Annotated in this window: 15 protein-coding genes; 9 read left to right on the top strand and 6 right to left on the bottom strand. The window is 71.4% G+C overall.

All coding sequences use genetic code 11. The features are described from left to right. Positions 1-3: 3 nt before the first annotated feature. From KF837_38175 to KF837_38185, 3 genes are read left to right on the top strand one after another with little or no spacing between them, the layout of a single operon-like run. The gene (locus tag KF837_38175; protein MBX3233214.1) at positions 4-2,517 is read left to right on the top strand and encodes a hypothetical protein; all 2,514 of its coding nucleotides are present in this window, start codon (positions 4-6) and stop codon (positions 2,515-2,517) included. Continuing rightward, positions 2,514-2,720, top strand: a complete 207-nt coding sequence (locus KF837_38180) for a hypothetical protein (protein MBX3233215.1) — start codon at positions 2,514-2,516, stop codon at positions 2,718-2,720. The genes KF837_38175 and KF837_38180 overlap by 4 nt, the downstream gene beginning before the upstream one ends. Beyond that, positions 2,717-3,178, top strand: a complete 462-nt coding sequence (locus KF837_38185; GenBank protein ID MBX3233216.1) for a hypothetical protein — start codon at positions 2,717-2,719, stop codon at positions 3,176-3,178. Before KF837_38180 ends, KF837_38185 begins: the two co-directional genes overlap by 4 nt. Positions 3,179-3,272: 94 nt before the next feature. On the opposite strand, the gene KF837_38190 is transcribed toward KF837_38185, so the two are convergent. Then, positions 3,273-3,710 (bottom strand): hypothetical protein, encoded by a 438-nt coding sequence (locus tag KF837_38190; GenBank protein ID MBX3233217.1) that lies wholly within the window; start codon positions 3,708-3,710, stop codon positions 3,273-3,275. A gap of 112 nt (positions 3,711-3,822) precedes the next feature. On the opposite strand from KF837_38190, the gene KF837_38195 reads away from it, so the two are divergent. After that, positions 3,823-4,875, top strand: a complete 1,053-nt coding sequence (locus KF837_38195) for an alpha/beta fold hydrolase (GenBank protein MBX3233218.1) — start codon at positions 3,823-3,825, stop codon at positions 4,873-4,875. A gap of 116 nt (positions 4,876-4,991) precedes the next feature. On the opposite strand, the gene KF837_38200 is transcribed toward KF837_38195, so the two are convergent. Further along, on the bottom strand, positions 4,992-5,639 hold the full coding sequence (locus KF837_38200; protein ID MBX3233219.1) for a hypothetical protein: 648 nt from the start codon (positions 5,637-5,639) through the stop codon (positions 4,992-4,994). A 333-nt stretch (positions 5,640-5,972) separates the two neighbouring features. Here KF837_38200 and KF837_38205 point away from each other — a divergent pair, with 333 nt between their 5' ends. Then, positions 5,973-7,421: a GuaB1 family IMP dehydrogenase-related protein gene (locus KF837_38205; GenBank protein ID MBX3233220.1), complete on the top strand. Its 1,449-nt coding sequence runs from the start codon at positions 5,973-5,975 to the stop codon at positions 7,419-7,421. A gap of 5 nt (positions 7,422-7,426) precedes the next feature. Here the strand turns inward: KF837_38205 and KF837_38210 are convergent, their stop codons facing one another. After that, entirely contained in the window at positions 7,427-13,054 is a 5,628-nt protein-coding gene (locus KF837_38210; GenBank protein MBX3233221.1) for a caspase family protein, read from the bottom strand. A 175-nt stretch (positions 13,055-13,229) separates the two neighbouring features. Between KF837_38210 and KF837_38215 the strand changes: the two genes are divergently transcribed. Together KF837_38215 and KF837_38220 are read left to right on the top strand one after the other, a co-directional pair. After that, complete coding sequence (locus KF837_38215; GenBank protein MBX3233222.1) at positions 13,230-14,288, top strand: efflux RND transporter periplasmic adaptor subunit; 1,059 nt, start codon at positions 13,230-13,232, stop codon at positions 14,286-14,288. Positions 14,289-14,305: 17 nt separating this feature from the next. After that, positions 14,306-17,473, top strand: a complete 3,168-nt coding sequence (locus KF837_38220) for an efflux RND transporter permease subunit (GenBank protein ID MBX3233223.1) — start codon at positions 14,306-14,308, stop codon at positions 17,471-17,473. A gap of 30 nt (positions 17,474-17,503) precedes the next feature. On the opposite strand, the gene KF837_38225 is transcribed toward KF837_38220, so the two are convergent. After that, positions 17,504-17,851 (bottom strand): hypothetical protein, encoded by a 348-nt coding sequence (locus KF837_38225; protein MBX3233224.1) that lies wholly within the window; start codon positions 17,849-17,851, stop codon positions 17,504-17,506. A gap of 100 nt (positions 17,852-17,951) precedes the next feature. Next, entirely contained in the window at positions 17,952-18,437 is a 486-nt protein-coding gene (locus KF837_38230) for a hypothetical protein (protein ID MBX3233225.1), read from the bottom strand. A gap of 161 nt (positions 18,438-18,598) precedes the next feature. Between KF837_38230 and KF837_38235 the strand changes: the two genes are divergently transcribed. After that, positions 18,599-22,285, top strand: coding sequence for a tetratricopeptide repeat protein (locus KF837_38235; GenBank protein ID MBX3233226.1), 3,687 nt, complete (start codon positions 18,599-18,601; stop codon positions 22,283-22,285). 7 nt (positions 22,286-22,292) lie between these two features. Next, positions 22,293-23,075, top strand: a complete 783-nt coding sequence (locus tag KF837_38240; GenBank protein ID MBX3233227.1) for a Nif3-like dinuclear metal center hexameric protein — start codon at positions 22,293-22,295, stop codon at positions 23,073-23,075. A gap of 122 nt (positions 23,076-23,197) precedes the next feature. Here the strand turns inward: KF837_38240 and KF837_38245 are convergent, their stop codons facing one another. Then, on the bottom strand, positions 23,198-23,974 hold the full coding sequence (locus tag KF837_38245; protein ID MBX3233228.1) for a nucleotidyltransferase family protein: 777 nt from the start codon (positions 23,972-23,974) through the stop codon (positions 23,198-23,200). Positions 23,975-24,085 lie beyond the last annotated feature (111 nt).

Here is a 24,085-nt window from a genome sequence, read left to right on the forward strand (position 1 = left end):
ACCATGCGTCAGATCATCAGGAGCTTCGCGCTCGCGGGCGTCCTCGCCGCTGCGCTCACGATCGAGCACAGCGCCGAAGCGCAGACCTTCCCGAACCCGCCGACGAACGCGAACCCGTTCTGGATCCCGATCCGGCGTGGCGGCAACGTCATCGGGGACCTCCCGAACGCGAACGCGGACTACCGCGACATCGTCGGTGACGCGACGTTCCCCGCCGCGTACGTCGCCTCGGACGCCACCTTCCTCTACTTCCGCGTCCGCATCAACGGCAGCCCCGGGACGTTGGGCTCGCTCGGCAACAATCGCGGCTACGGCTGCATGATCGACGTCAACAACAACAACTTCTGGGACCGCTTGGTCACGCTTGACGGCAACGGCACGGATGCGGTCAAGCTCTGGTCGAACTCGACGACGACGCCTGCACCGGCGAACGCGTCGACCGACACCGCGGACGGTTCGTCGACCAACTTCGCAGCGAACACGCATGCGCGAGTGTCCGTCGCGGACTCCACCTTCTCGAGCAACGCGGACTCTTTCGTGGACGTCGCCGTTCCGTGGGCCAACCTCCGGACCGGTGGTGTGACGGCGGCGACCGCTCTTCGCTTCGTCTGCGGGGTGACGGTCAGCGCGACGTCGGCGAACAACCTCGGCGCCGACATCTTCGACGGCGATGCCTCGACGACGCTCTCGACGAGCTGGAGCGACGCGTACACGTGCAACGGCGGGGGGCGGAACCTCTGCACGACGTCGTACGACTCTGACGGTGACGGCGTGTCGAACACGCTCGAGGACGTGTTCGGGACGATGCCGAACAACGCCGACAGCGACGGCGACGGCATCCCCGACTTCTACGAGCTCACGCCCGCGGGCGGCGGTGACTTCGCGGCGGTGAACTCCGACAGCCTCGGGCCGATCGACGCGCTCGACACCGACGCCGACAACGACTGCGTCCTCGACTCCGTCGAGGGCATGACGACCTACCGCAACGCCTCGCTCCCGAACGCGAACCCGAACGACGCGTGCACGGCCGATCCCGCGGAGGCGATCTGCAACCGCCAGACGGGCACCTGCGCCGGCTGCACCGGCAACATCGGCACCGGCCCGCTCGCGTGCCCCGACGCGGCGGAGCCGTACTGCAACCAGTCCGGGCCGATCGCCGGGCAGTGCTCGGTGTGCACGATCGCGCTGGCGAGCGCCTGCACCGGAGACACGCCGGTCTGCGACAGCGCGACCGGCACGTGCTCGACCTGCAACGGCGACCGCGGCTCGGCCGCGAGCGCGCCGTGCACCTCCGTCAGCGCCCCCGCCTGCCAGCCGGCCGGGACGACGCTCGCCGGCAGCTGCCGCCAGTGCAACGCGACCAACACGGCGCTCTGCAACGTCGTGAACCCGGCCTGCTCGACCGAGACCGGGACGTGCACGAAGTGCGACGCTCACTTCGGCGCCGCCGGCGCGATCGCGCCGTGCCCGACCGCGGCCGCGCCCGCCTGCAACGTCGGCAGCGCGTACGACGGGCGCTGCACGGTCTGCTCGCCGAACAACACGAGCCTCTGCACGACCGATCGCCCCGCGTGCGATCCCTCCACCCGCACCTGCGCGCGCTGCAACGGCGACCGCGGGAGCGGCGCCGCGATGCAGTGCCCGAACGAAGACGCCCCCAACTGCGTCCTCGCCGGCGTCGATCAGGGCGCGTGCAAGAAGTGCGAGTCGAGCGCGGACTGCGGGCCGGGGCACACCGGTCCGACCTGCGACACGACGACGGGCGCCTGCGTCGACGTCGACACCGACGGCGACGGGCTCCAGGACGAGATCGAGATCCTGCTCGGCACCGATCCGCTGCTGCCCGACACCGACGGAGACGGCATCGACGACAAGACCGAGGTCACGCCTCCCGGGGGCGGGGCGTTCGAGAAGGTGGACAGCGACAGCGACGGTACGATCGACGCGCTGGACCTCGACAGCGACGACGACGGCATCCCCGACGCGGAGGAGGCGCGCGTCGGCGACGCGGGCCCGATCCTCGACACCGACGGGGACGGCCTCGCAGATTTCCGCGATCCCGACGACGACAACGACGGCATCCCGACGAAGGACGAGGTCGCGGACTCGAAGCTGGCGGCGGTGAACAACGACGACGTCGACGGCGACGGCAAGAAGAACTGGCTCGACTCCGACGCCAACAACAACACCTTCAGCGACGGCGACGACGGCCGCGACGACGAGGACGGCGACGGCATCCCGAACTACCTCGACATGAAGAAGGACGTGCCGGCCCCCGAAGGCGGAGCGTCGTCGACGAGCTCGAGCTCTTCGTCGAGCTCGGGCAACGTCATCATCCGCCCGCCCTCCTCGAGCGGCGATCCCGACGCGGGCGCGCCCGGCGCCAACGCGGAGGACGGCGTTCTCGAGGGGAGCGGCTGCAACGCGACCGGCGGCCCCGCGTCGTCGCTCGTCGTGTTCGGCCTCGGCGCGATCGCGATCGGCCTCGTCTCCCGCCGCCGCCGCCTCCGCCGTTGAGCGGACGCATCGCCGCCGCCTCCTCCGCCGCCGCGCGGAGCAGGCCCGCGGCCGGGCGGTCGATCCACGCGCGGACGCATCGCCTCCGCTCCTCCGCCGTCGCGCGGTCGCATCGCCGCCGCTCCTCCGCCGTCGCGCGGTCGCATCGCCGCCGCTCCTCCGCCTCCGTCGTCGCGCGGGCGTGGACCGAGGTGCACGCGTGAACGTACGTGACTGCCCGTGCGGAGCGGGCGCTCGTTACCGCGAGTGCTGCGGTCCGCTCCACGAGGGCGCGAAGCTCGCCGTCACACCCGAGGCGCTCATGCGTTCGCGGTGGTCGGGCTTCGCGCTCGGCAAGGGCGAGTACCTCTACGACACGCTCGCGAGCGACCACCCCGATCGCGCCGCGCCCCGCGCCGCCGCCGCGCGCGAGCTCGGTCGCGCGAAGGATCGCCAGCGCTTCATGAAGCTGACGATCCTCGACGCAGCCGAGGACGAGGTGCTCTTCCACGCCCGCGTCTTCGAGAAGGGGCAAGACCGCTCCTTCGCCGAGCTCTCCCGCTTCGTGCGCGAAGCCGGCGCCTGGCGCTACGCCTCCGGCCTCCTCCTGCCCGCGAGCGCGCTCCCCGCCGACGTCACGACCCTCGACCGCGCCGCCTTCCTCGCGCTGGGCCCAGCCTGAGCACACCCGAAATCGCGCGGGCGCGGACGGGCGGGCGTGAGGCTGCTTCTCCGCGCGGGCGCGGGCGCGGACGGGCGGGCGGGCGGGCGTGAGGCTACTTCTCCGCGCGGACGGCGTTCATTGCGGCGGCGTGGCGGGCGGCGGCGGGCTTGAGGTCGGCGAAGCGGCGGGCCTCGGCCTCGATCGCGTCGCGGAGGTTCACGAACTCCATGCTCATCGTCGCGATCTCGGTCGCCGGGGCCTTGTCACCCTTCGCGAGGACCTTCTGCATCCGCTCGTGGACCGCTTCCATCTTCGCGGCGCTGTCGCTCAGCCACTTCGAGTGCTCCGCGAAGCGCTTCTTCTCCGTCGCCGAGAGCTTCGCCGGCGCCTGCTGCTTCGCGATCGAGCGCAGCGTCGTCGCGGCGCGACGCGCGATGGACGCGTTGAGGATCAGCTTCGCGCGGAACGGCGCGTTCTCCGCCGTCGTCGTCTCCGTTGCGACGCGCGGATACGCCCACGCGGGGGTCGCGACGAGCAGGGTCAGGGCCACGAAGAGAGCACGCATCGAACGATGTAGGGAAGTGTGGTGCGAGTGGAAGGATCGTGCAAGGAGGAATGCGACGGGACGAGCGGCGGTAGTCTGCGAACCGATGCGTACCCCCGTGATCGCTCTGGTTTTCTGCGCCGTTGCATGTGCGTCTCCGCCGCCGGCGAAGCCCGCCGGCGGCCAGGTCCCCACCGTCGTCACGGCCGCCGCCGGCGACGGCGATCTGCGGATCGCGGAGCTCGGCAAGTGCGCGCTCGACAGCGGCGAGACGATCGAGGAGTGCCGCATCGGCTACCGCACCTACGGCAAGCTCGACGCGACGAAGTCGAACGTCGTCCTCTGGCCGACGTGGTTCACCGGCACGACGAAGCACCTCGCGTTCGTGCCGAAGGACTTCGTCGACACGAAGCGCTTCTTCCTCGTGCTCGTCGACGCGATCGGCAACGGCGTGTCGTCGGCACCGTCGAGCAGCCGCGTGCAGCCGCGCCTTCGCTTCCCGAAGTTCACCGTCCACGACATGGTCGAGAGCCAGCGCCGCTTGCTGCGTGAGGTGCTCAAGGTCGAGAAGCTCCACACGGTGATGGGAATATCCATGGGCGGAATGCAGTCCTTCGAGTGGGCCGTCAGTCACCCGGACGAAGTGGGACGCATCGTTCCGATCGTGGGCACTCCACAGCTCACGGCGCAGGACCTGTTGCTCTGGCACGCCGAGCTCGACCTCCTGGATGGATCGAAGGCGTACGCTGGTGGGGAGTACCAGGACCGGCCGAAGATCCCAGCCCTGCACGAGCTCCACTGGTTGATGCTCTCCACTGCTCAACATCGGAACCAGGAGACGAGCCGCGCGCAGTTCGCCGCGTTCAAGTCGGAGATCGAGAACGACACCGAGTTCGACTGGAACGACTGGCACCGCCAGCTCGAGGCGATGATCGTCCACGACGTCGCGCGGAGCGACGGCGGCGACCTCGAGAAGGCCGCGAAGCGCGTGAAGGCGAAGGCGCTCGTCGTCGTCGCCGAGCACGATCGCATGGTGAGCCCCGAGCCGGCGAAGGCCTTCGCGAAGGCGACGAACGCGAAGCTCGTCATCACCGAATCCCCATGGGGTCACATGGCCCCAGGCCACGACCCCGCCGTACCCGCCGCAGTAAAGGCCTTCCTCGCAGAGTAAGCCGCGCTCGCGACATTCCGCGAGCAAGCGAGCACGCGGCAGAAAAACGTTCCGACGTTTTTCTGCATCGTGCGAGCGGGGTGCAGGGGCGGAGCCCCTGCTATGAAAAGCCCCTGCTATGAAGAGCAGCCCGCGACGCTCGACTTCTTGGCGCACGACGTCGCGAACGCGGAGAGCATCGCCTTCGTCGGGAGGTAACAGCTGCCGTCCTTCGCCGTCGCGCTGACCCACTTCACCGCGCCCGAGGGCGTCGCCATGATGCGCGCCGCCTTCGCGTCGCCGTAGGCCGGCTTGCCGTCCTTCGTCGTGCCGCCGTAGTCGTCGTTCCAGTTCGTGAACGCGCCGTCCCAGTCGTCGTGCTTCGCGCGCAGATCGGCGAGCTCCTCCGGCGGGTCGGCCATGATGGCCTCGAACCGCGCGATCGACGCCCACGCGCAGCGGCGACCGAGGTCGCTGCCGTTCGCCCACTCGTGATCGCTGCTCTTGCCGCCGGCCCACTTCTGGTGCCAGTCGATCCCGAAGAGCGAAGCACCCTCGCTCTCGGACCCGGTGCTCGCGTCGATCGTGGGGGCCACGATGCTCGCGCCGAGGACGACGTGCTCCTGATCGACATCGCCGACCGCCTTCTTGATCGCAGCGACCTGGTTCTCGTCACCGGTCAAGTCGCTGATCCCCGTCTCGGTGTCTTCGTCCAGCGCCGGCGCACAGCCGCCGAGGAAGCTGGCGGCTCCGAGGAGGACACAGATAAGGAGGGCCCGGCCCATCGCGGGTAGGTTCTGCATACATCGAACCACCCACGGACCTTGCCTCGAAGCGAACGATTCCGGCAAGTTATCCGAGATGGGTGGGGCTCGATCCCGCGCCGGGTGAGCAGCGCGAGGCCCACTGCGCAAGTCCATGGCGGTCGGGTGCTCGGCGGCGCGCCAGACGCGCAGATCGGGGACGAGGATCGGGTGCTCCGGCTTGGCCCGCCGCCTGCACACACTCTCCGCATGGTCGTCCCGCTTCGTGATTGGCTCCTCCTCCGTGGTCGCTTGCGCCGTGTGCTCGGCAAGGAGATGGAGATCCTTGTCTGGTGAGGGTAGCGTCCGCGCGCTTTGCGCTTCATGCACCCCGCTCACGACGAGCACCTCGAGCTCTCGACCGACGACGTCTTCATCAACCCGGGCTACTTCGACGGCGGCTCGCGCCTCGACACGGATCTGACGCCGCCCGACTTCGCGGGCAGCTCGCATCCGATCGTCTCCGCGAACATGAACGCGGTGACCGGGAAGCGAATGGCAGAGACGATGGCGCGCTTCGGCGGCCTCGGCGTGCTCCCGCAAGACATGGAGCTCCACACCGTGGAGCGCATCGTGAAGCACATTCACGGCGCCGACGTCCGCTACGACACGCCGCTCGAGGTCTCGCCGCGCGCGACCTTGCGCGACGTGCAGGGGATCATCCGCAAGCGCTCGCACGATCTCGTCGTCGTCGTCGACAAGCTGCGCCGTCCCGTCGGCGTCGTCACGCACTCCGTCCTCGCGAACCGCGATCAGTACACGCCGGTCGAGGCGGTCATGTCGAAGCGGATCGTGGCGCTTCCGGTCGGGGTCCCCAACCGCGACGCGTTCCTCCGCATGGAGGAGGAGCGCGTCAAGGCCGCGCCCGTCGTCGACGACGCGGGCCGCCTCGTCGGCGTCCTCGGCAAGGAGGACTGCGTGCGCCTCGAGCTCCTCCGCCCCGCGCTGAGCAAGAAGGGCGAGCTCATGGTCGCGGCCGCGGTCGGCATCTCGGCGCAGGCGGCCGACACCGCGAAGAAGCTCCTCGACCTCGGCGTCGACGCGCTCGTCCTCGACACCGCGCACGGCCACCAGCGGCGGATGCTCGAGGCGATCCGCGCGGTGCGCGCCGTCATCGGCGATCGCGTCCCGCTCGTCGCCGGCAACGTCTGCACCGCGGAGGGCACGCGCGCGCTGATCGAAGCGGGCGCCGACGTGATCAAGGTCAACGTCGGCCCCGGCGCGATGTGCACGACGCGCATGCAGACGGCTGCCGGACGCCCGACCTTCAGCTCCGTCCTCGCCTGCGCGCGCGAGGCGCGGAGGCTCGGCCGGCACGTGTGGGCCGACGGCGGCGTGCGCCACCCGCGCGACGTCGCGCTCTACCTCGCCGCCGGCGCCGCGCGCGTGATGGTCGGCACCGCGCTCGCGGGCACCTACGAGAGCCCGGGCGACGTGCTCGAGGACAAGGACGGCCTCCTCTTCAAGGAGAACTACGGCATGGCGAGCGCGCGCGCGGTGGAGGGGCGCACCGCCGATCTCGACGTGTTCGAGCGCGCGAAGAAGGGCTTCTTCCGCGAGGGCATCTCGACGTCGCGCATCTACCTCCGCGCGGGGCAGGAGAGCGCGGCCGGGATCCTCGTCGACATGATCACGGGCGTGCAGTCCGCCTTCACGTACGTCGGCGCCCGCACCGTCGACGAGTTCCACGAGCGCGCCGAGATCGGCGTCCAGACCTGGGCCGGCTACGGCGAGGGCACGCCGCACGGCCAGGTCCGGCGTTAGCCGCGCTACGGCGGGGCCACCGCGGGGAGCGGCTTTCCTTTCAGCGCCTCGATCGCGCGTTCGCAGCGCGCGATCGCCTCCGGGAGCGCGTCCTCCACCGTGCAGCGGACGCTGCGCCGCCCGCCGAGATCGTCGGGCATGACCGCGACGACGCCGCCGAGGACCTCTTCGCCCGCCGCGTCCACCGCGATGAAGTGGGCGTGGAGGGACGTCGTCGGCACGAGGGCGCCGATCGGGAGCGCCGACAGCGTCCAGCGCCAGCGGAGGTTCGGTCCGCTCGCTTGTGTCTGCTCCGCGCTCACGAGGCCCCGCGCGCGGGCGATCGGATCCGTCGTCGGGATCGGCTTCACGATCAGGGTGAACGCGCCGCACGTGTACGTCGTGCGCGTGGCGTCGAGCGCGCACTGCTCGTGCTCGAATTTCGCGCGGCGCGGCGCGTCGGGCGTGAGGTCGAAGTCGGCTTCGAGGTTCTCGCGCCGCGCGTTCGGCGTCTGGTGTCCGGCGGTGAGCTCGGCGACGGTCTTCCTCACGTAGGCGCGCAGCTCCGAGACCTTGAGCTCACCGTCCTCGCCGGCGTCGGCCTTCCGCTCGCGGAGCCCCTGCAGGAGCGCGTAGGTGAAGACGCTGTTCTTCCACTCCGGATCTTCGAGCGAGTACTCGGCGCCCGCGGACGAGGCGAGCACGTGCGCGCCGGTCCCGCGACGGAGATCGGCGAAGAAGTCACGCGGCTGCGCGGCGCGCGTCGTTCGCGACGCCGGCGTCGGGCTCGTCACCTTCACGCGCCCGCTCTTCGTGATCTCGGCGGCCTCGGCCGCGTCGAGCTCGCCGGCGTGGCAGCTATCCATCACGAGGAGCTTCTTCCGCGCGGGGACGCCGTCGAGGAGCCCCTCGATCGCGGCGTACGACACCGCGGTCCTCTGCACGTCGGCGACGTCGGCGTCGTGCGGCGCGAAGAAGTAGCCGCCGCTCCGGTCGAGGACGCCGTGCCCCGACGCGTAGAGGACGACGACGTCCTCCGCCTTCGTCTTCTCGATCTCGGAGCGGAGCGCGAGGATCGCGGCGCGCGTCGCCTTCGCGTTCGTGAGCTCCGTCGTGCGGACGCCGGCGAACGACGGGCCCGGCTTGAACGCGCTCGCGAAGTCGCGCGCGTCCTTCGCGGGATAACGCAGACCCGCGAGCTCGGGCCGCGCGTACTCCGTTACGCCGATCGCGTAGACGTGGAGCACCGGCTTCGGCGCGGCGCCCACGTACGTCGTCACCGCCGTCGCCTCGAGCGAGAGGACGCCGAGCTCGTTCTCGACCGAGACCTGGAGCTTGTTCGAGCCGGGCACGAGCTCGATCGCGACCTCCTCCTCCACGCGCGGCGCCGGCGTGAGCGCCTTTCCTCCCGCGCCGAAGAGCGGCACGCCGTTGTCGATCACGTGGAGCCGATGCAGCTTCTTCGTCCGGTCGGACGCGCTCACGCGGAGGCGCAGCGTCTTGTCCTTCGCGACGGGCGTGACGCCGGCGACGGTGACGGTCGGGACCTCGCCGCGGACGAGCGACGCGGCGCGGTCGGGCGCGACCCCGAGCTTTCGGAGCCGCTCTCGCCGCGCGGCGTCGTAAGCGTCGACCACGTCCTTCGGCGCGTAGCCGACGCGCGCGAGGGCGCCGGCAGGATTGTTGTAGAGCGCATCGAACTGCTCGAAGGGGTAGACGCGGTCCCCCCAGCGAAACCCGAGCGCGCCGGCGGCGTCGCGCGGCGCGAGGTACGCGCCGGTGTCGGCGACGAGGACGAGCCCGCCGGAGGGGAGGGCGGCGAAGGTGGTGACGACGCCCGACGCCGTGTCGAGGAGCCGGCCCGAGCCGTCGGTGTCGAGCCACACCAGCGTGCGGCCGTCCCCGAAGAAGCCGAGCTTCGACGGCGCGTGCGCGTGCAGGTCGGCGTGCCCGCGCTCGCGCCACGTCTCGGTGTCGAAGAGCGTGACGTGGCCCGCCTCGTCGCCGACCGCGAGGAGCTTCTGGCGCGGCGAGGCCGCGACGGCGGCGAAGCCGGGGAAGCCGCTCAGCGTCGTGAGGACGCGCTTCGTCGCGAGGTCCCACGCCACGACGTGGGTCCCGTCGCTCGTGACGAGCACCCGATCCGACGCGAAGGCGATCGGGCGCAGGAACCTCCCGCTCGCGTCGAGCGCGGCGACGCGCGCGCCGTCCTTCGTCGCGAAGACCTCCACCGATCTTTCGTCGCGCTGAGAGGAGACCGCGACGCGAGAGCCGTCCGGGCTCACCGCCATCGCGAAGACGTGGTCGCCCTGGAGCGGCACGCGCCATCGCTCGGCGCCGGTGGCGGCCTCGTGCGCGACGATCGCGGCGTGGCCGTCGAGCGTCACGATCGCGCTGCCGCGATCGGCGTGCTCGACGTGCTGCAGCAGTCCGAAGGGGCCGTTCGCCTTCGTCACGCGCCAGAGCTCCTTCCTCGCCGCCCCCTCCGCGGCGTCGATCTCGCGGTAGCGCGAGGTGACGAGCACGTCGCGGTCCGGCGCGAACGAGCCCGCGCTCGCGCTCGCGCCCATCGGCGGGCGGATCTTCCGCTCGCCGCCGCCGTCGCGCGCGTCCCAGACGAGGTCCTGTCCGCCGCGCGAAGTCGCGTCCACGCTCGCGACGAACATGCGCGGCGCGCGCGGATCGGTCGCGAGGGAGACGATGTTGGTCGTGCGGGAGCGGAGGTCGCGGACGTTCTGCCATCCGCCGGTCTCCCAGAGCGCGAGCTCGCCGGACCGCCCCGAGGCGAGGAGCGCGCCGTCGGGCGAGAACGCGAGCGCCTGCGTCGCGCGCGGCTCGAGCCTCGTCGTCGCCCCCGCGTCGAGGTCGTGCACGAAGAGACCGTCGGTGGTGGCGGCGGCGACGATCCGCCGCGTGGGGTGAAGCGCGATCGCCTCGACGTGCCCCTCCGTTCCCCACGCGCCGCCGTACACGAGCGGTCGCCAGCGCGTCCGCGCGCCGGTCGCGACGTCGACGACGACGACGAGCCCGCGGTCGTCGGCGCACGCGGCGAGCTCCCCGCGCTGGGCGGCTGCGACGGCGACGATCGCGCGCGACGTGCAGCGGAGCTCGCGCGGCGCCGCGGCGCGGAGGTCGAAGACCTGGAGCATGCCGGTGTGGTCCTTGCCGTCCTTCTCGAAGGACAGGAGCGGGGACCGGCGCGCTCCCACGACGACGTCGCCCGCGACCGCGAGGAGATCCGAGATCACCTTCGCCGGCAGCGTGCTCGCGCGCTCGCCGACGTCCTCGAGCACGGAGAGCGACCGGCCGCCATGAACAACGACGTGGCGCGGATCGCTCCACGAGAGCGGCCTCCGGCCGTGACCTCCGAGCGGCCGCTCCGCGATCCGCTCGCCCGTCCGCGCCGAGAGGAAGAGGCTCTCGTCGCTCGCGGTCGCGATCGTCGCGCCGTCGGGCGAGAAGGCAGCGCGATCCTTCCCCGGGAGGCGCGCGGTGAGGAGACCGGTCGCGACGTCGAAGAGGAGGACCCCTTCGCGCTGCACCGTCGCGAGCGTCGCGCTCGTCGGATCGAACGCGAGCGACTCGAACCGCGAGTCCGGCCAGCCTTGCACGATCGCGCTCGGCGCCTCGGCCGGCGGCGCGCGTCCGTCGACGGCGCGTCCGAGCACGCCGCGGCGACGGCGCGTGTCCGCCCACGCGTCCCACGGCGCCGCCGCGCCGTCCTTCACGCCGTACACGATCATGCGCTCGGCGCGCGCGGAGCGGCTCTCGAAGCGGCCGTCCGCGCCGAGGACGAGCCAGTCGTGCGCGCCCACCGTCGCGAGCTCGGCGGCGAGCGCGCCGCGCGGATCCCAGAGCCGCACCCCGCCGTCGTCGTGTCCGGAGACGACGCGGCCGTCGGGGAGGAACGCGACCGCGTTCGCCCAGGAGGGGACCGGCGCGGTCTCGAGCAGGCGCGCGCCCGTCGCGACGTCGAAGACGCGAGCCTTGCCGTCACGCGCGCCGGCGGCGATGACCTTGCCGTCGCTCCGGAAGGCGAGCGACAGCACCGGCGCGCCGGCGTCGATCGTGCGGATCGGAGCGTCGCCGGTCGTGTCCCACAGCCGGATCGTCCCGTCGCGGTGCCCGCTCGCGAGGAGCGCGCCGGCCGGCGCGAACGCGACCGCGGCCGTCGCGCCGGGACCGCGCGCGAGGATCCGCTCGCCGTCCCCGTCGAGCGCACGGAGCGCGAGGATCGGCTCGTCGCGCGTGGACTCGCCGCCGACCGCCGCCACGCGATCGTCGGCGCGGACGGCGAGCGCGGTCCCGAGCGCGATCGCCTTCAGCGGCAAGAGCCGCTCCTCCTCGTCCTTCGCCGGCGTCCGCAGCGCGATCGCGTCGCGGGTCGCGATCGCGAAGGTGGTCCCGTCGCGGAGGAAGGAGACCGCGCCCACCTCGTGCGTGAAGGACGGTCCGTCGAGCGCCGCGCCGGTGCTCACGCGATGGAGCAAGATCCCGCCGAGGCGGTTCGGGCGGAGCGCGAGCTCGCCGCTCGGCGAGAGGCTCATTCCACCCGCCCCGTCGGCGCGCGGGACGTCGACGACCTTCGTCCCGCCGTCGAGCGACCACACATGGACCGCTGCCCCGCTGGCGACGAGGCGCTTGCCGTCCGGCGTCACCGCGAGGGCCGAGACCGTCGCGCTGCGGGCGGGCGCGAAGACGACGCCGGTCCTTCGGTCGACGGAGAAGAGGTCCTCGCCCTTGCTTGCGACGATGCGCTCGTCGTCGAGCCAGGCCTGGTCGAACTCGAACGCGCCGGCCGACGACGCGTGGCTCGTCGCGACCTCGATCACGCGGCTGTCGTGCTTGCCGATCGGCGGCTGGACGAGGAGCCAGCGTCCGTCGCGCGAGAGCGCCATCGCGTCGAGCGTCGAGCCCGCGGCCGCGTGCGGGCGGCGCGTCTCGTCGCCTTTGCGCCAGGTCTCGATCGACGTGGCGCTCTTGCCCGCGATCGTCGCGCCGTCGCCCGAGAGCGCCTTGCTCCAGAATCCGTTCACGACCGTGTCGTCGAAGGCCGGCGCGCCGCGCGCGTCGCGGACGCGGACCATCGCCATGCTGCCGAGGACGACGAGCCCTCCCGCGTCGTCGAACCGCGCCGCGACGACGTCGCCGAGGCCTTCCGGCAGCGGATCGCTCTCGCGCTCCACGCGGACGCGATCGCTCACGATCGCGATCGCGCCGTCGTCCGCGATCGCGACCGCGCGCACACCGGTCGCGGCGAGCTCGCGGTGCCCCTCGTTCGATCGCGGGCTCCACCTCGTCGCGCGACCTTCCTTCGTCCAGACGAAGGCCTCGCCCTCGCTCGTGACCAGGACGCCCGCGACCGAGCCCGGCACGAGCGACGTCGCGAGCTCGCGGAGCGGCTCGGCCTGCCAGAGCTTCACGACCCCGTGCTCGTCCCCGGTCGCGACCCAGCGTCGATCGCGCGAGACGTCGATCGTGGTGATGGTCGCGCCGTGCCCGCTCGCGCGGACGGTCCGGACCCCGTCGTTCGGGACCGGGACGTCGGGCTCGTCCTGCGGGACGGCCTCGCGCGGCGGCGGAGGACGCACCGGGTGGCGGTGCCCTGCACACGCGGTGAGGAGCGCCGTTAATAGAAGGAGGAGGGCCCTCATGGAACCGTGCATCCTACCGCCGGGCTGGACTCCTGCCGCCGGAGGCCTAAAAAAGGCGCGCAACGCCGAGACCTCTTGCGGCATCTCTACGTTGGCCGGCTCCTTGACCGGCGATAACCCCTCGAATAGACGTCGGATCTCAATGCAACTTGCTCGTTGGCGGTTCGTCGTTGGCGTGGCCGCCCTCTCGTTCTTCGCTGTCGCCTGCAAGAAACCACCGCAGGCCGAAGGGGAGGCGCAGCTCACGTCCGCCACGTCGGAGGGGACGCCGATCAAGGTACAGAGCGCGCCCGTCGTCGAGAAGCCGATGCCGGAGCACCTCGTGCTCACTGGCACGCTGAAGGCGAGCCAGGAGTCGCAGGTCGCCGCCGACGGAGCGGGGAAGGTGACCGCCACGTTCGTCGAGCGCGGCCAGCACGTGAAGCAGGGCGAGACCCTCGCGCTCCTCGACGCGCGCGGCGCGAACCTGCAGGTGAACACGCTGAACGCGCAGTCGGCGCTCGCGCAGGCGCAGCTCGAGCAGGCGCAGCGCGAGTGCGATCGCGTGAAGGCGCTCCGCGACTCGGGCGCGATCTCGCAGGCCGAGTACGATCGCACCACCTCACAGTGCCAGACCACGCAGTGGTCGGTCGCCGCCGCGCAGGCGCAGACGAAGAGCGCGCAGAAGATCGTCGGCGACTCGGTCATCCGCGCGCCGTTCGCGGGGATCGTCGGCGAGCGCTTCGTGAACGTCGGGCAGTACGTCGCGCCGCAGACGCCGATCGTCTCGCTCTACACGCCGGACCCGCTGCGGCTCGAGCTCACGGTGCCGGAGGCGAACGTGGGCGGGCTCAAGCAGGAGCAGGTCGTCACGTTCAGCGTGTCCGCGTTCGAGAAGGATCGGTTCCAGGGCACGGTCCGCTACATCGCGCCGAACGTCCGCCCGCAGACGCGCGACCTCATCATCGAGGCGCTCTGCCCGAACGCGGACGGCAAGCTGAAGCCCGGCATGTTCGCGGTCGCGCAGCTCGAGACCGCGGAGAAGCCGCTCCCCACCGTGCCGCTCGCGGCGCTGCAGAAGGGGCCCGACGCGACGAAGGCGTACGTCGTCGTCGACAAGCACGTGCAGGAGCGCATCGTGCAGACCGGGTCCGAGAAGGACGGCGCGGTCGCGATCCTCGCCGGGATGAAGGTCGGCGAGCAGGTCATCCTGAGCCCCGGCGCGGACGTGCGCGACGGCGCGAAGGTCCAGTAGGTCGGTCGAGGCGGCTCATGCAGTGGCTTGCAGAGATCTGCGTCAAGCGACCGATCTTCGCGACGGTCCTCGTCCTCCTCATCTCCGTCATCGGCATGGCGGGGTACGGGAAGCTCGGGCTCGACCGCTTCCCGAACATCGACATCCCGATCGTCGTCGTCATCACGCGCCTCCCCGGCGCGGCGCCGGAGGACGTCGAGACCGAGATCACGGAGAAGGTCGAGGAGGCCTGCAACACGATCAGCGGCATCGACGAGATGCAGTCGATCACGACCGAAGGCGTCTCGCAGGTCATCATCCGCTTCGTCCTCGAGAAGAACACCGACGTCGCGTCGCAGGAGGTCCGCGATCGCCTCCAGCTCATCATCCCCGACCTCCCGCGCGGCATCGACCTGCCCACCGTGCAGAAGCTCGATCCCGACGCGTCGCCGGTCATCTACCTCGCGCTCCGCTACCCCGGGAAGCAGATCCAGGAGGTCACCGAGCTCGCCGACAAGCGCGTGCGCCGGCACTTCGAGTCGGTGAACGGCGTCGGTCAGGTCGCGATCGTCGGCGGGCAGAAGCGGCAGGTGAACGTCTGGCTCGATCCGGTCCGCATGCGCGCGGTGAACATCACCGCCCTCGACGTCCAGCGCGCGATCGGCACGCAGAACCTCACGATGCCGGGCGGCCGCGTCGACACGGGGCCGGAGCAGCTCACGCTCCGCATCCACGGCCGCGTCGAGCGCCCGGACGAGATCGGCGACCTCGTCGTCCGCCAGGAGGCGGGCCACTCGATCCGCGTGCGCGACGTCGGCACGGTCGAGGACGGCCGCGAGGAGGCGCAGACCGCGGCCTACCTGAACGGCGAGCCCGCCGTCGTCCTCGCGATCCGCAAGCAGTCCGGCGCGAACACGGTCGAGGTCGTCGACGCGATCCGCGAGCGCCTCACCGACCTCAAGCGCACGCTCCCGCAAGGCGCCACCGTCGACGTCGTGCGCGACGACTCGGGCGTCATCCGCACCTCGGTCGAGGGCGTGAAGGAGCACCTCGTCGGCGGCGCGATCCTCGCCGCGATCGTCGTCTTCTTGTTCCTCGGCAACGTGCGCTCGACCATCATCGCGGCGATCGCGATCCCGGTCTCGATCATCGGCACGTTCGCGGCGATGTGGTTCGAGGGCTTCACCCTCAACACGATCACGCTCCTCGCGCTCGCGCTCGCGGTCGGCATCGTCATCGACGACGCGATCGTCGTGCTCGAGAACGTGTTCCGCTACGTCGACGAGAAGGGCTACGGCCCGCGCGAGGCGACGCTCCTCGCGACGAAGGAGATCGGTCTCGCCGTCCTCGCGACGACGCTCTCGCTCATCGCGGTCTTCCTCCCGGTCGCGTTCCTCGGCGGCATCCCGGGGCGCTTCCTCAAGAGCTTCGGCGTGACGATGGCGATGTCGATCGCGATATCGCTCTTCGTCGCCTTCAGCTTGACGCCGATGCTCACGAGCCGGTGGCTCAAGGAGAAGGTCCCCGGCGCGAAGAAGCCGCTCGGCGAGCGCGTCACCGACGTGTTCTACCGCCCGATCGAGCGCGTCTACATGGCGGTGCTGCGCGTCGTCATCCGCCATCGCTGGATCGTCGTCCTCGCGGCGGGCGGCGCGCTCGGCTCCTGCGTCCCGCTCGCGGGCGCGGCGAACAAGGGCTTCCTCCCCGTCAACGACGAGGCGCACTTCGAGGTCGTCGTCCGCACGCCGGAGGGCACGAGCCTCTCGCAGACCGCGCTCATCACCGAGCGCATGGCGCGCGAGCTCCGCACGTGGACGGAGGTGAAGCGCACGCTGATGACGGTCGGCGACGACAACGCGAAGACGCAGAACGTCGGCCGCATCTACGTCCGCCTCGCCGACCCGGAGGACCGCAAGCTCACCCAGGCGCAGCTGATGGACCGGACGCGCCACGAGATCACGTCGAAGCAGGACAAGTCCTACCGCATCAACGTGCAGGAGGTCGCGGCGTTCGGCGGCGGCGGGTTCTCGACCGCGAAGATCCAGTACACGATCCGCGGTCCGGACCTGAAGGGCCTCGAGGTCGCGACCGGGCACGTCCTCGAGAAGCTCCGCAAGGTGCCGGGCGCGGTCGACGTCGACTCGTCGCTCATCGTCGGCAAGCCGGAGATCGGCGTCCACATCGACCGCCCGCGCGCCGCCGACCTCGGGGTCTCGGTGCAGGACACGGCGATGGCGCTCCGCCTCCTCGTCGACGGCGACAAGGTCTCGGCCTACGAAGAGAAGGGCGAGCAGTACGACGTCCGCGTGCGCGCGGAGCGCGAGTACCGCGCGGACCAGGTCGGCCTCACGATGCTCACGGTCCCGTCGCAGAGCCTCGGCAACGTGCCGCTCCGCAGCGTCGTCGACCTGACGCGCGGCACGGGCCCGTCGCAGATCAACCACCTCAACCGCCAGCGCAACGTGATGATCCTCGCGAACGTCGCGCCGGGCGTGAGCGAAGGAAAGGTGGCGGACGAGCTGGCCCGCATCATCAAGGAGGAGAACCTCCCGCCCGCCTACACCGCGGAGCCGACCGGCCAGACGCGCGAGATGGTGCGCGTCTTCAAGAGCTTCGCGATCGCGGTGCTCCTCTCGTTCATCTTCATGTACCTGGTGCTCGCGGCGCAGTTCGAGAGCTGGCTCCACCCGATCACGATCCTGCTCTCGCTCCCGCTGACGCTGCCTTTCGCGGTGCTGTCGATCATCATCTTCCGCCAGGCGATCGACCTCTATTCGATCCTCGGCATCCTGGTCCTCTTCGGCGTCGTGAAGAAGAACGCGATCTTGCAGATCGACCACACGAACCAGCTCCGCGCGGCGGGGATGGCGCGCGACGAGGCGATCCTGCAAGCGAACCGCGACCGCTTGCGCCCCATCTTGATGACGACGGCGGCGTTCGTGGCCGGCATGATGCCGCTCGTCCTCTCGAAGGGCGTCGGCGCCGCGTACAACCGCGCCACCGCCGGCGTCGTCGTCGGCGGCCAGACGCTGTCGCTCCTGCTCACGCTCCTCGCGACCCCGGTCGCGTACTCCTACTTCGACGACATCGGCCGCTTCTTCCGCCGCCTCACCGGCCGCCCCGAGCCGAAGGTCCACCTCCCGCCGGGCCTCGACCCCAACGTCGCGCTCCCCCACGGCCCGCACGGCGCAAACGCGGAGGAGTAGGTCCTTCCCGTGCGCGCGGGCTGAGTCGCGTCAGCTCGTGCGCTTGGTGCGTTTGCGTGGCTTCTTGCCGGCGACGCCGGTGGCGCGGGGCTTCTTGGCCTTCTTCGCCTTCTTCTTGTTCGCCTTCTTCACCGGTTGGGGCGCGACGTCGTCGTTCTCGGCCTCGAGCGTGCTCGCCGTCGGCTCCGGCTTCGCATCCGCCTTCGCCTCGGTCTTCTCCGGCTCCGGGGTCGGCTCCGGCTTCGCGTAGCCGTTGTTGAAGCCCGCCCACGGGTCGGGCTCGGCGACCACTGGGGTCATCGCGACGGGCTTCGCCGCGGCGCAACCGGTGGCCGTCGCGAGGACGGCGGCTGCAAGGATGGCGAGCAAGCCCTTCATGCTGAGTCAGTACCACGTCATCCCACCTCGGGCGCGTCTCCCCAGCGGACAACATCGTTGATCCAGCGCGCGCGTGGAACGTTCCGCTCCGGCGGGTGGATCAAAGTCGACCGGTCGGCGCCCACTGGCGCTCGCCCGCGACGTGGCCGTAGCCCGCGCCCATGATCGCGCCGTAGACCACGTGCGAGAGGAAGAAGCTGATGACGCCCGCCGCGCCGAGGCGCGCGAAGTACGGGCCCGGGTCCGGGAGCGCTTCGGGGACGAGCGGATGCACGTGCGGAGTGAGGCCCAGCATCATGCCGATGAGGCCGGCGTGGAGGACCGAGAGCAACATGCCCGTCGGCGCGCCGCCGTGGACCCAGACCCGCTCGAAGAGCGCGCCGTAGAGGAGGCCGAAGAGCGCGCCCAACCCGAGGTGCATCAGGAGGCCGATGCCGAACGCGAGGCCGCCCGGCGCGATGCCCGTCAGCGTGCCGAGGTAGATCTCGATGCTGAGCGGCAGGCCGATCGCGCGCAGGATGGCGCTGAGCAGGCTGATCGCGGCGGCGCCAAGGACGCCGAAAAGGATGGCTTTGCCGGGTCGCATTTCGATTTTCCTCCGCTGCTGAGCAATGCAGTCGGTGGGCCACGCGCCCGCGCCCGTTTCTGCGGAGAAAGGCCTTGTCGAGCTCGCGCTCTAGCTGACCCGTCGTGCCCCTCGGTGTGGCGCTCTTGTCTCGCGCGATAGTAGGATCGCGGCCTCGAACCATGTCGGACGAGGAACCGACCTCCGCAGATTCCATTCGGCTCGTCGTGCCGAAGCGGAAGTCGCCGGAATCGATCCGCAACATCGCCGCGCTCGCGGACGATGAGACGCGGGTCGAGGCCCTGCTCGCGCGCCTCGAGCAGACGCCGGACCCGAGCGCGCGGAGCCGGATCCTCGTCGAGATCGCGATCACGATGCGCGACGGGCTCGACGATGCCGAGCAGGCGCTCGAGGCGCTCCTCGAGGCCTGGCGGTCGGACCCGCGCAACGACGACATCCTCGACAACCTCGAGCCGCTCGTCCGCGCGCAGGACAAGTGGACCGAGCTGATGGAGCTGACGCGCGCGCTCGCCGGCGCGGAGCGCGTGCCCGATCGATCGCTCGCGTACCACGAGGCGATGGTGCGCTGGCTCACGCGCGACCGGCCCGACCCGTCGCTCGCGCGGCAGTGGGTCGAGCGCGTGCGCGTGATCGACTCGACCCACGCGCTCGTGCACTTCATGCAGGCCGCGCTCTCGCGCGAGCACGGCGATCTCAAGCGCGAGATCGACGAGCTGGACCTCGCGGTGCTCTCGACGCGCCGGAAGGACGAGCGCCTCCCGATCCACCTGCTCCTCGCGTCGCGCTACATGGACGAGCGCACCTACAACCGCGTCGAGGCGAAGAAGCAATACGAGCAAGCGCACAAGCTGTTCCCGCAGATGATGGATCCGCTGCGCGGGCTCGAGCAGATCGCGGTCGCGGAGAAGGACAACCACGCCCTCGCCGACGTGCTCCGGCGGCAGGCCGACGCGGAGGTGGAGGAGCCGGAGCGCGTCCAGATCCTCATGCGCCTCGCGAAGCTCCAGGAGCTCGAGTTCCGGCGGCCCGAGCTCGCGGCGAAGACGCTCGAGCGCATCGCCTCTCGCTCCGCCAAGCTCGACTTCCTCTTCGACGACCTCGAGCGCTGCTACCGCGCCGCGCGGATGTGGCCCGAGCTCCTCGCGGTGCTGGAGCGCGCCGCGATCAGCGACGACGAGCCCGAGAAGCGCGCCGCGCGCCTGAAGCGCCTCGGCGAGGTGCTCGAGGCGAAGATGGGCGACATCCGCGCCGCCCTCGACACGTACAAGCGGCTCGCCGGGCTGATGCCCGAGGACGAGACGGTCGTGACCGAGCTCGCGCGCCTCGCGGAGAAGGTCTCCGACGTCGAGCTCGCGGTGAACTGCCGCGAGCGCCTCGCCGAGCTGACGACCGACCCCATCGCGCGCGCGCGCCACAACCTCGTCGCGGGGCAGCTCCTCACGCCGATCGACGGCAAACGCGCGCGGCGGTTCTTCGAGCAAGCCGTCGCGTCCGACCCGACCAACGCGCCGGCGTGGAACGCGCTCTTGTGGGACGCGCGCGCGGAGAACGACCTCCCGCGCGCGGCGCACTACCTCGAGCAGCGCGCGAACGCGACCGAGACTCCGCGCGCGCGCGCGACGTGCTTCGTCGAGCTCGCCGAGATCCAGCAGAAGATGGGCAACCGGCCCGGCATGCTCTCCGCCTACGAGAGCGCGTTCCTCTCCGATCCCAGCAACGAGGCGGCGGCGTCCGCGCTCCTCGAGCCCTGGATGGCGATCGAGCGCTACGAGGACGTCGAGAAGATCATCCACGTGATCATCGCGGCGGCGGAGCGCGATCGCGACGGCTACCGCGCCTACACCGCGCGCCGCGCGTTGACGAAGATCGGCTTCGAGCTCCACAAACCCGACGTCGCGCTCGAGGCCGCCTTCGCCGCGTTCAACTCCCGGCGCGAGGAGGACGAGGCGCGGCGTGACCTCGTCCTCGCCGCGAGCGCGATGCGCGCCGACCCCGCCGTGCTGAAGGTGCGTGACGCGCTCCTCGTCATCGCGGAGCGCCCGGACGGGCTCGCTCCCGACGTGCGCGTCGCGCTCGGCGAGACGCTCGCGTCGATGGGGGAGAGCGATCGCGCCGCGTCGCTCTACGACGAGGTCCTCACCGAGTCGCCCGACAACGAGCGCGCGCTCGCGGGCCTCTCCCAGCACCACGCCGCGTCGGGGAACAAGGTCGCCTCGCTCGCGCTGAAGCGCCAGCGCGCGATGGCGATGGCCGATCCGAAGGAGCGCCTCGCGACGCTGCTCGAGACCGCGGAGGCGTTCGCGAAGATCGACCAGGAGGCGCTCGCGGCCGAGGTCTACGAGGCGGCGCGCGTGCTCGCCCCGAACGACCTGCCGATCCTCCACAAGCTCCTCGCGCTCTACCAGAAGGCCTCGAAGTGGGTCTCGCTCTTCGACGTGCTGCGATCGATCGCGGAGGTCGACGCCGATCCGCTCCGCCGCGCGAAGACGTACTTCACGATGGGGCAGATCGCGAGCGTCGAGCTCCTCGATCGCGGGACCGCGCTCGAGATGTTCGACCGCGCGCTCGACGTCGACGCGACGCAGCTCGAGGCGTTCGAGAACATCGTCAAGATCCTCACCCGCACGAAGGACTGGGCCGGCCTCGAGCAGATGTACCGGCGCATGCTCGCGCGGGCGGAGGCGCGGCGCGATCAACGGCTCTCCTTCGTCCTGAACAAGCAGCTCGCGATCATCCTCCGCGATCGCGTCGGCGACGCGCAGGGAGCGATCGAGGCGATCCGCGCCGCGACGAAGCTCGTGCCGGAGGACGACGAGTCGCAGGCTATCCTGCGCGAGCTGCTCTCGCACACGGGCCAGGCGCAAGGCGCGGTCGCGATCACGCTCGAGCGCGTGCTGAAGGAGCCGCTCGACCCGCGGCCGTACCCCGCGCTCTTCGATCTGCTCCTCACGCAGGGCCAGCGCGACCGCGCGCTCTGCGTCGCGAGCGCGATGACCTTCCTCGACGTGAACCATCCGAGCGCGACGGCGTGGCGCCAGACCTACGCCCCGCCGCCGATCGAGGCGATCGTCCGCGAGCTCGGCCCCGAGGGCTACCGCTACCTCCTCCACCCCGAGCTCGATCCCACCCTCACCGAGATCCTCCAGATCTGCGCGCCGGCCGTGATCGACATCGCGCTCTCCCGCCTCTCGCTCCGCGAGCGCATGAGCCACCCCGGCTCGGCGCTGAAGGGGCAGGACTGGCTCGGGAAGGTCGTCGCCCGCGCGGCGCAGATCCTCGGCGTGCCGGCGCCGCCGAAGCTCTTCGCGCGCAAGACGCCCGGCCCCGCGATCGCCGCCGCGCCGACGAAGCCGCCGAGCCTCCTCGTCTACACCCAGTCGCTCGCGGGCGTGAGCCGCGAGGCGCTCGCGTTCATGATCGGCAAGCGGGTGATGGAGCTGACGCCCCCGCTCCTCGCGCGCGCGCTGTGCCCCTCCATCACCGAGCTCAAGGCGCTCGCGTCGTCGGCGGCGCGCATCGCGACGGAGCAGATCGAGCCCGGCGACCAGCCGCTCCGCGAACGCCTCAAGCGCGACGACGTCGCGCGCATCGGCGCAGCCGTGCGGCGCTCGATGATGGGCGGCGGCCGGATCGACGTCGTGCGCTGGTCCCAGCTCGCGGACGTCTCGGTCTCGTGCGCGGGCCTGCTCCTCGCCGGCGATCTCGAGGCCGCGCGCGCCGCGATCGCGATCGAGCCGCAGGCCCCGGGCGACCTCAGCCCGCGCGACAAGATGCGCGAGCTCGTCGCCTGGTACCTCGGCGACGCGTGCGCTCGGCTTCGCCAAGGTCTGGGGCTCGCGATCCTATGAGGTGCTCATGAAGCTCGACGCGTTGTTGAAGGTCCTCGATGAGCTCGCGCCGCTGCGGTACGCGGAGGGCTGGGACAACGTCGGGCTCCTCGTCGGCGATCCCGACGCCGACGTGACGCGCGTGCTCGTCACGGTGGACTACTCGAAGGAGGTCGCGGAGGAGGCGCGCGCGAAGGGGGTACAGCTCGTCGTCGCGTACCACCCGCCGATGTTCGCAGCGGTGAAGCGCGCGCCGCACGCCGCGCTCTGGGTCGACGCGGTCCGCCGCGGCATCGCGCTCTACAGCATGCACACCGCCCTCGACGTCGCCGCGCAGGGGACGAACGAATTCCTCGCCCGCGTCGCCGGCGTCGACCTCGCGTCGATGAAGCCGCTCCGTCCCTTCGTCGGGAAGCCGGGGCGGCCCGAGCCGGAGGGGATCGGGCTCGGACGTGTCGGCGACGTCGCGCCGGCGCCGCTCGGCGATCTGGTCGCGCGCCTCAAGACCGCGCTGACGCTCGAGCGCGTGCTCGTCGCAGGATCGCTCGATCGCGTCGTGCGCCGCGTCGCGGTCGCGGCCGGCGCCGGCGGCGAGCTCCTCGGCGACGCGATCCGCGAGCGCGCGGACGTCTTCGTCACCGGCGAGCTCCGCCACCACGACGCGATGCGCGGCTGCAGCGTCGTCGCGACGCTCCACTCGAACAGCGAGCGCGCGGCGGTGAAGGAGCTCGCCGGCCGCATCGCGGCCGCGCTCGCCGGCGTCGAGGTGACGTTCAGCGAGCGCGACGCGGACCCGTTCGCGTTCGTCTGAGTCTCTCAGGTTCGAGAGGGGCCAGCCCCTCTCGAGCTCTCCCCGCCGGGGCCTCTCCGCGCGCGGGGCGCGCTGCGCCGCCCCGGGCCCCCGAGAGGGCGACCCGCAGCGTCTGCTCTGACCTAGGGGCGCCGGCCGATCGCGTCGGTCCAGATCTCGAGGTCCTTCGGCGCGACGTTGCCATGCGGCGCGACGCGCGCGTCGGCGTAGCCGCGCTCGCGGAGGTCGACGAGGTACTGCTCGCGCGAGAGGAGCGTGCCGCGGCAGACCTCGACGTCCTCGGGGCGGTGCTCCGCCTTCGCGCGCTCGAGCAGCGCGTTCATCACGTGCCTCGGGACGCAGTGGCGCTTCTGCGGGTACACGAACGAGAAGAAGACGAGGTGCCCGAGGAGGACGCGCCAGTGCTCGCCGAAGTGGGAGAGGAGGCGGCTCCAGTCGAGGTCGGGGCCGCACGCCTCGAGGAGGTGATAGATGTCCGCGCCGTCGAAGCGCTCGCGCTCCATGACGAAGCACTTGCTCGCGATCATCTCCTCCGCCCCGGAGACGAGGACGGGGACGCCCCACAGCGTGCACCCTGCAGCGTGCTCGAACCAGCGATCGTCGACCGCGCAGAGGCCGTTCGCCGACGCGTAGATGAAGTCGACGAAGTGCGGGCCCGACCACGCCTTCGCGAGCCAGTGCGGGAAGCACTTCTCGACCTCGAAGCCCTCGTCGGCGAGGACCTCGAGCGCGCGGTCGACGTCGCGCGCGCGGAGGAAGATGTCGAGGTCCTTCGTGTCGCGTGCGATCCCCGCGAAGTGCTTGAGCGCGAGCGCGCCGCCGACGAGGAAGGGAACGCGGCGGCGGACCAAGGTCCGCAGCGTGTCCTCGTAGAACTGCCGCGCGACGGGGCGCACCATTCGACGAGTGCTGAGAGGCTCATGCGTACGGTGCGAGGGATGGGCGGCCATGCGATCGAGATCGCCTGCGAGCGGCGGGCCACCGGGCGGTACGTGCGTTGCTCTGCTCGC

The sequence above is a fragment of the Labilithrix sp. genome (assembly GCA_019637155.1).
In the GTDB taxonomy this organism is placed as follows: domain Bacteria; phylum Myxococcota_A; class Polyangia; order Polyangiales; family Polyangiaceae; genus Labilithrix.

Coding starts and splice junctions, on each gene's coding strand:
- KF837_38240 (MBX3233227.1), top strand. CDS start 22,293: ATGAAGCTCGACGCGTTGTTGAAGGTCCTCGATGAGCTCGCGCCGCTG.
- KF837_38175 (MBX3233214.1), top strand. CDS start 4: ATGCGTCAGATCATCAGGAGCTTCGCGCTCGCGGGCGTCCTCGCCGCT.
- KF837_38220 (MBX3233223.1), top strand. CDS start 14,306: ATGCAGTGGCTTGCAGAGATCTGCGTCAAGCGACCGATCTTCGCGACG.
- KF837_38230 (MBX3233225.1), bottom strand. CDS start 18,437: ATGCGACCCGGCAAAGCCATCCTTTTCGGCGTCCTTGGCGCCGCCGCG.
- KF837_38245 (MBX3233228.1), bottom strand. CDS start 23,974: ATGGTGCGCCCCGTCGCGCGGCAGTTCTACGAGGACACGCTGCGGACC.
- KF837_38210 (MBX3233221.1), bottom strand. CDS start 13,054: ATGAGGGCCCTCCTCCTTCTATTAACGGCGCTCCTCACCGCGTGTGCA.
- KF837_38200 (MBX3233219.1), bottom strand. CDS start 5,639: ATGGGCCGGGCCCTCCTTATCTGTGTCCTCCTCGGAGCCGCCAGCTTC.
- KF837_38225 (MBX3233224.1), bottom strand. CDS start 17,851: ATGAAGGGCTTGCTCGCCATCCTTGCAGCCGCCGTCCTCGCGACGGCC.
- KF837_38235 (MBX3233226.1), top strand. CDS start 18,599: ATGTCGGACGAGGAACCGACCTCCGCAGATTCCATTCGGCTCGTCGTG.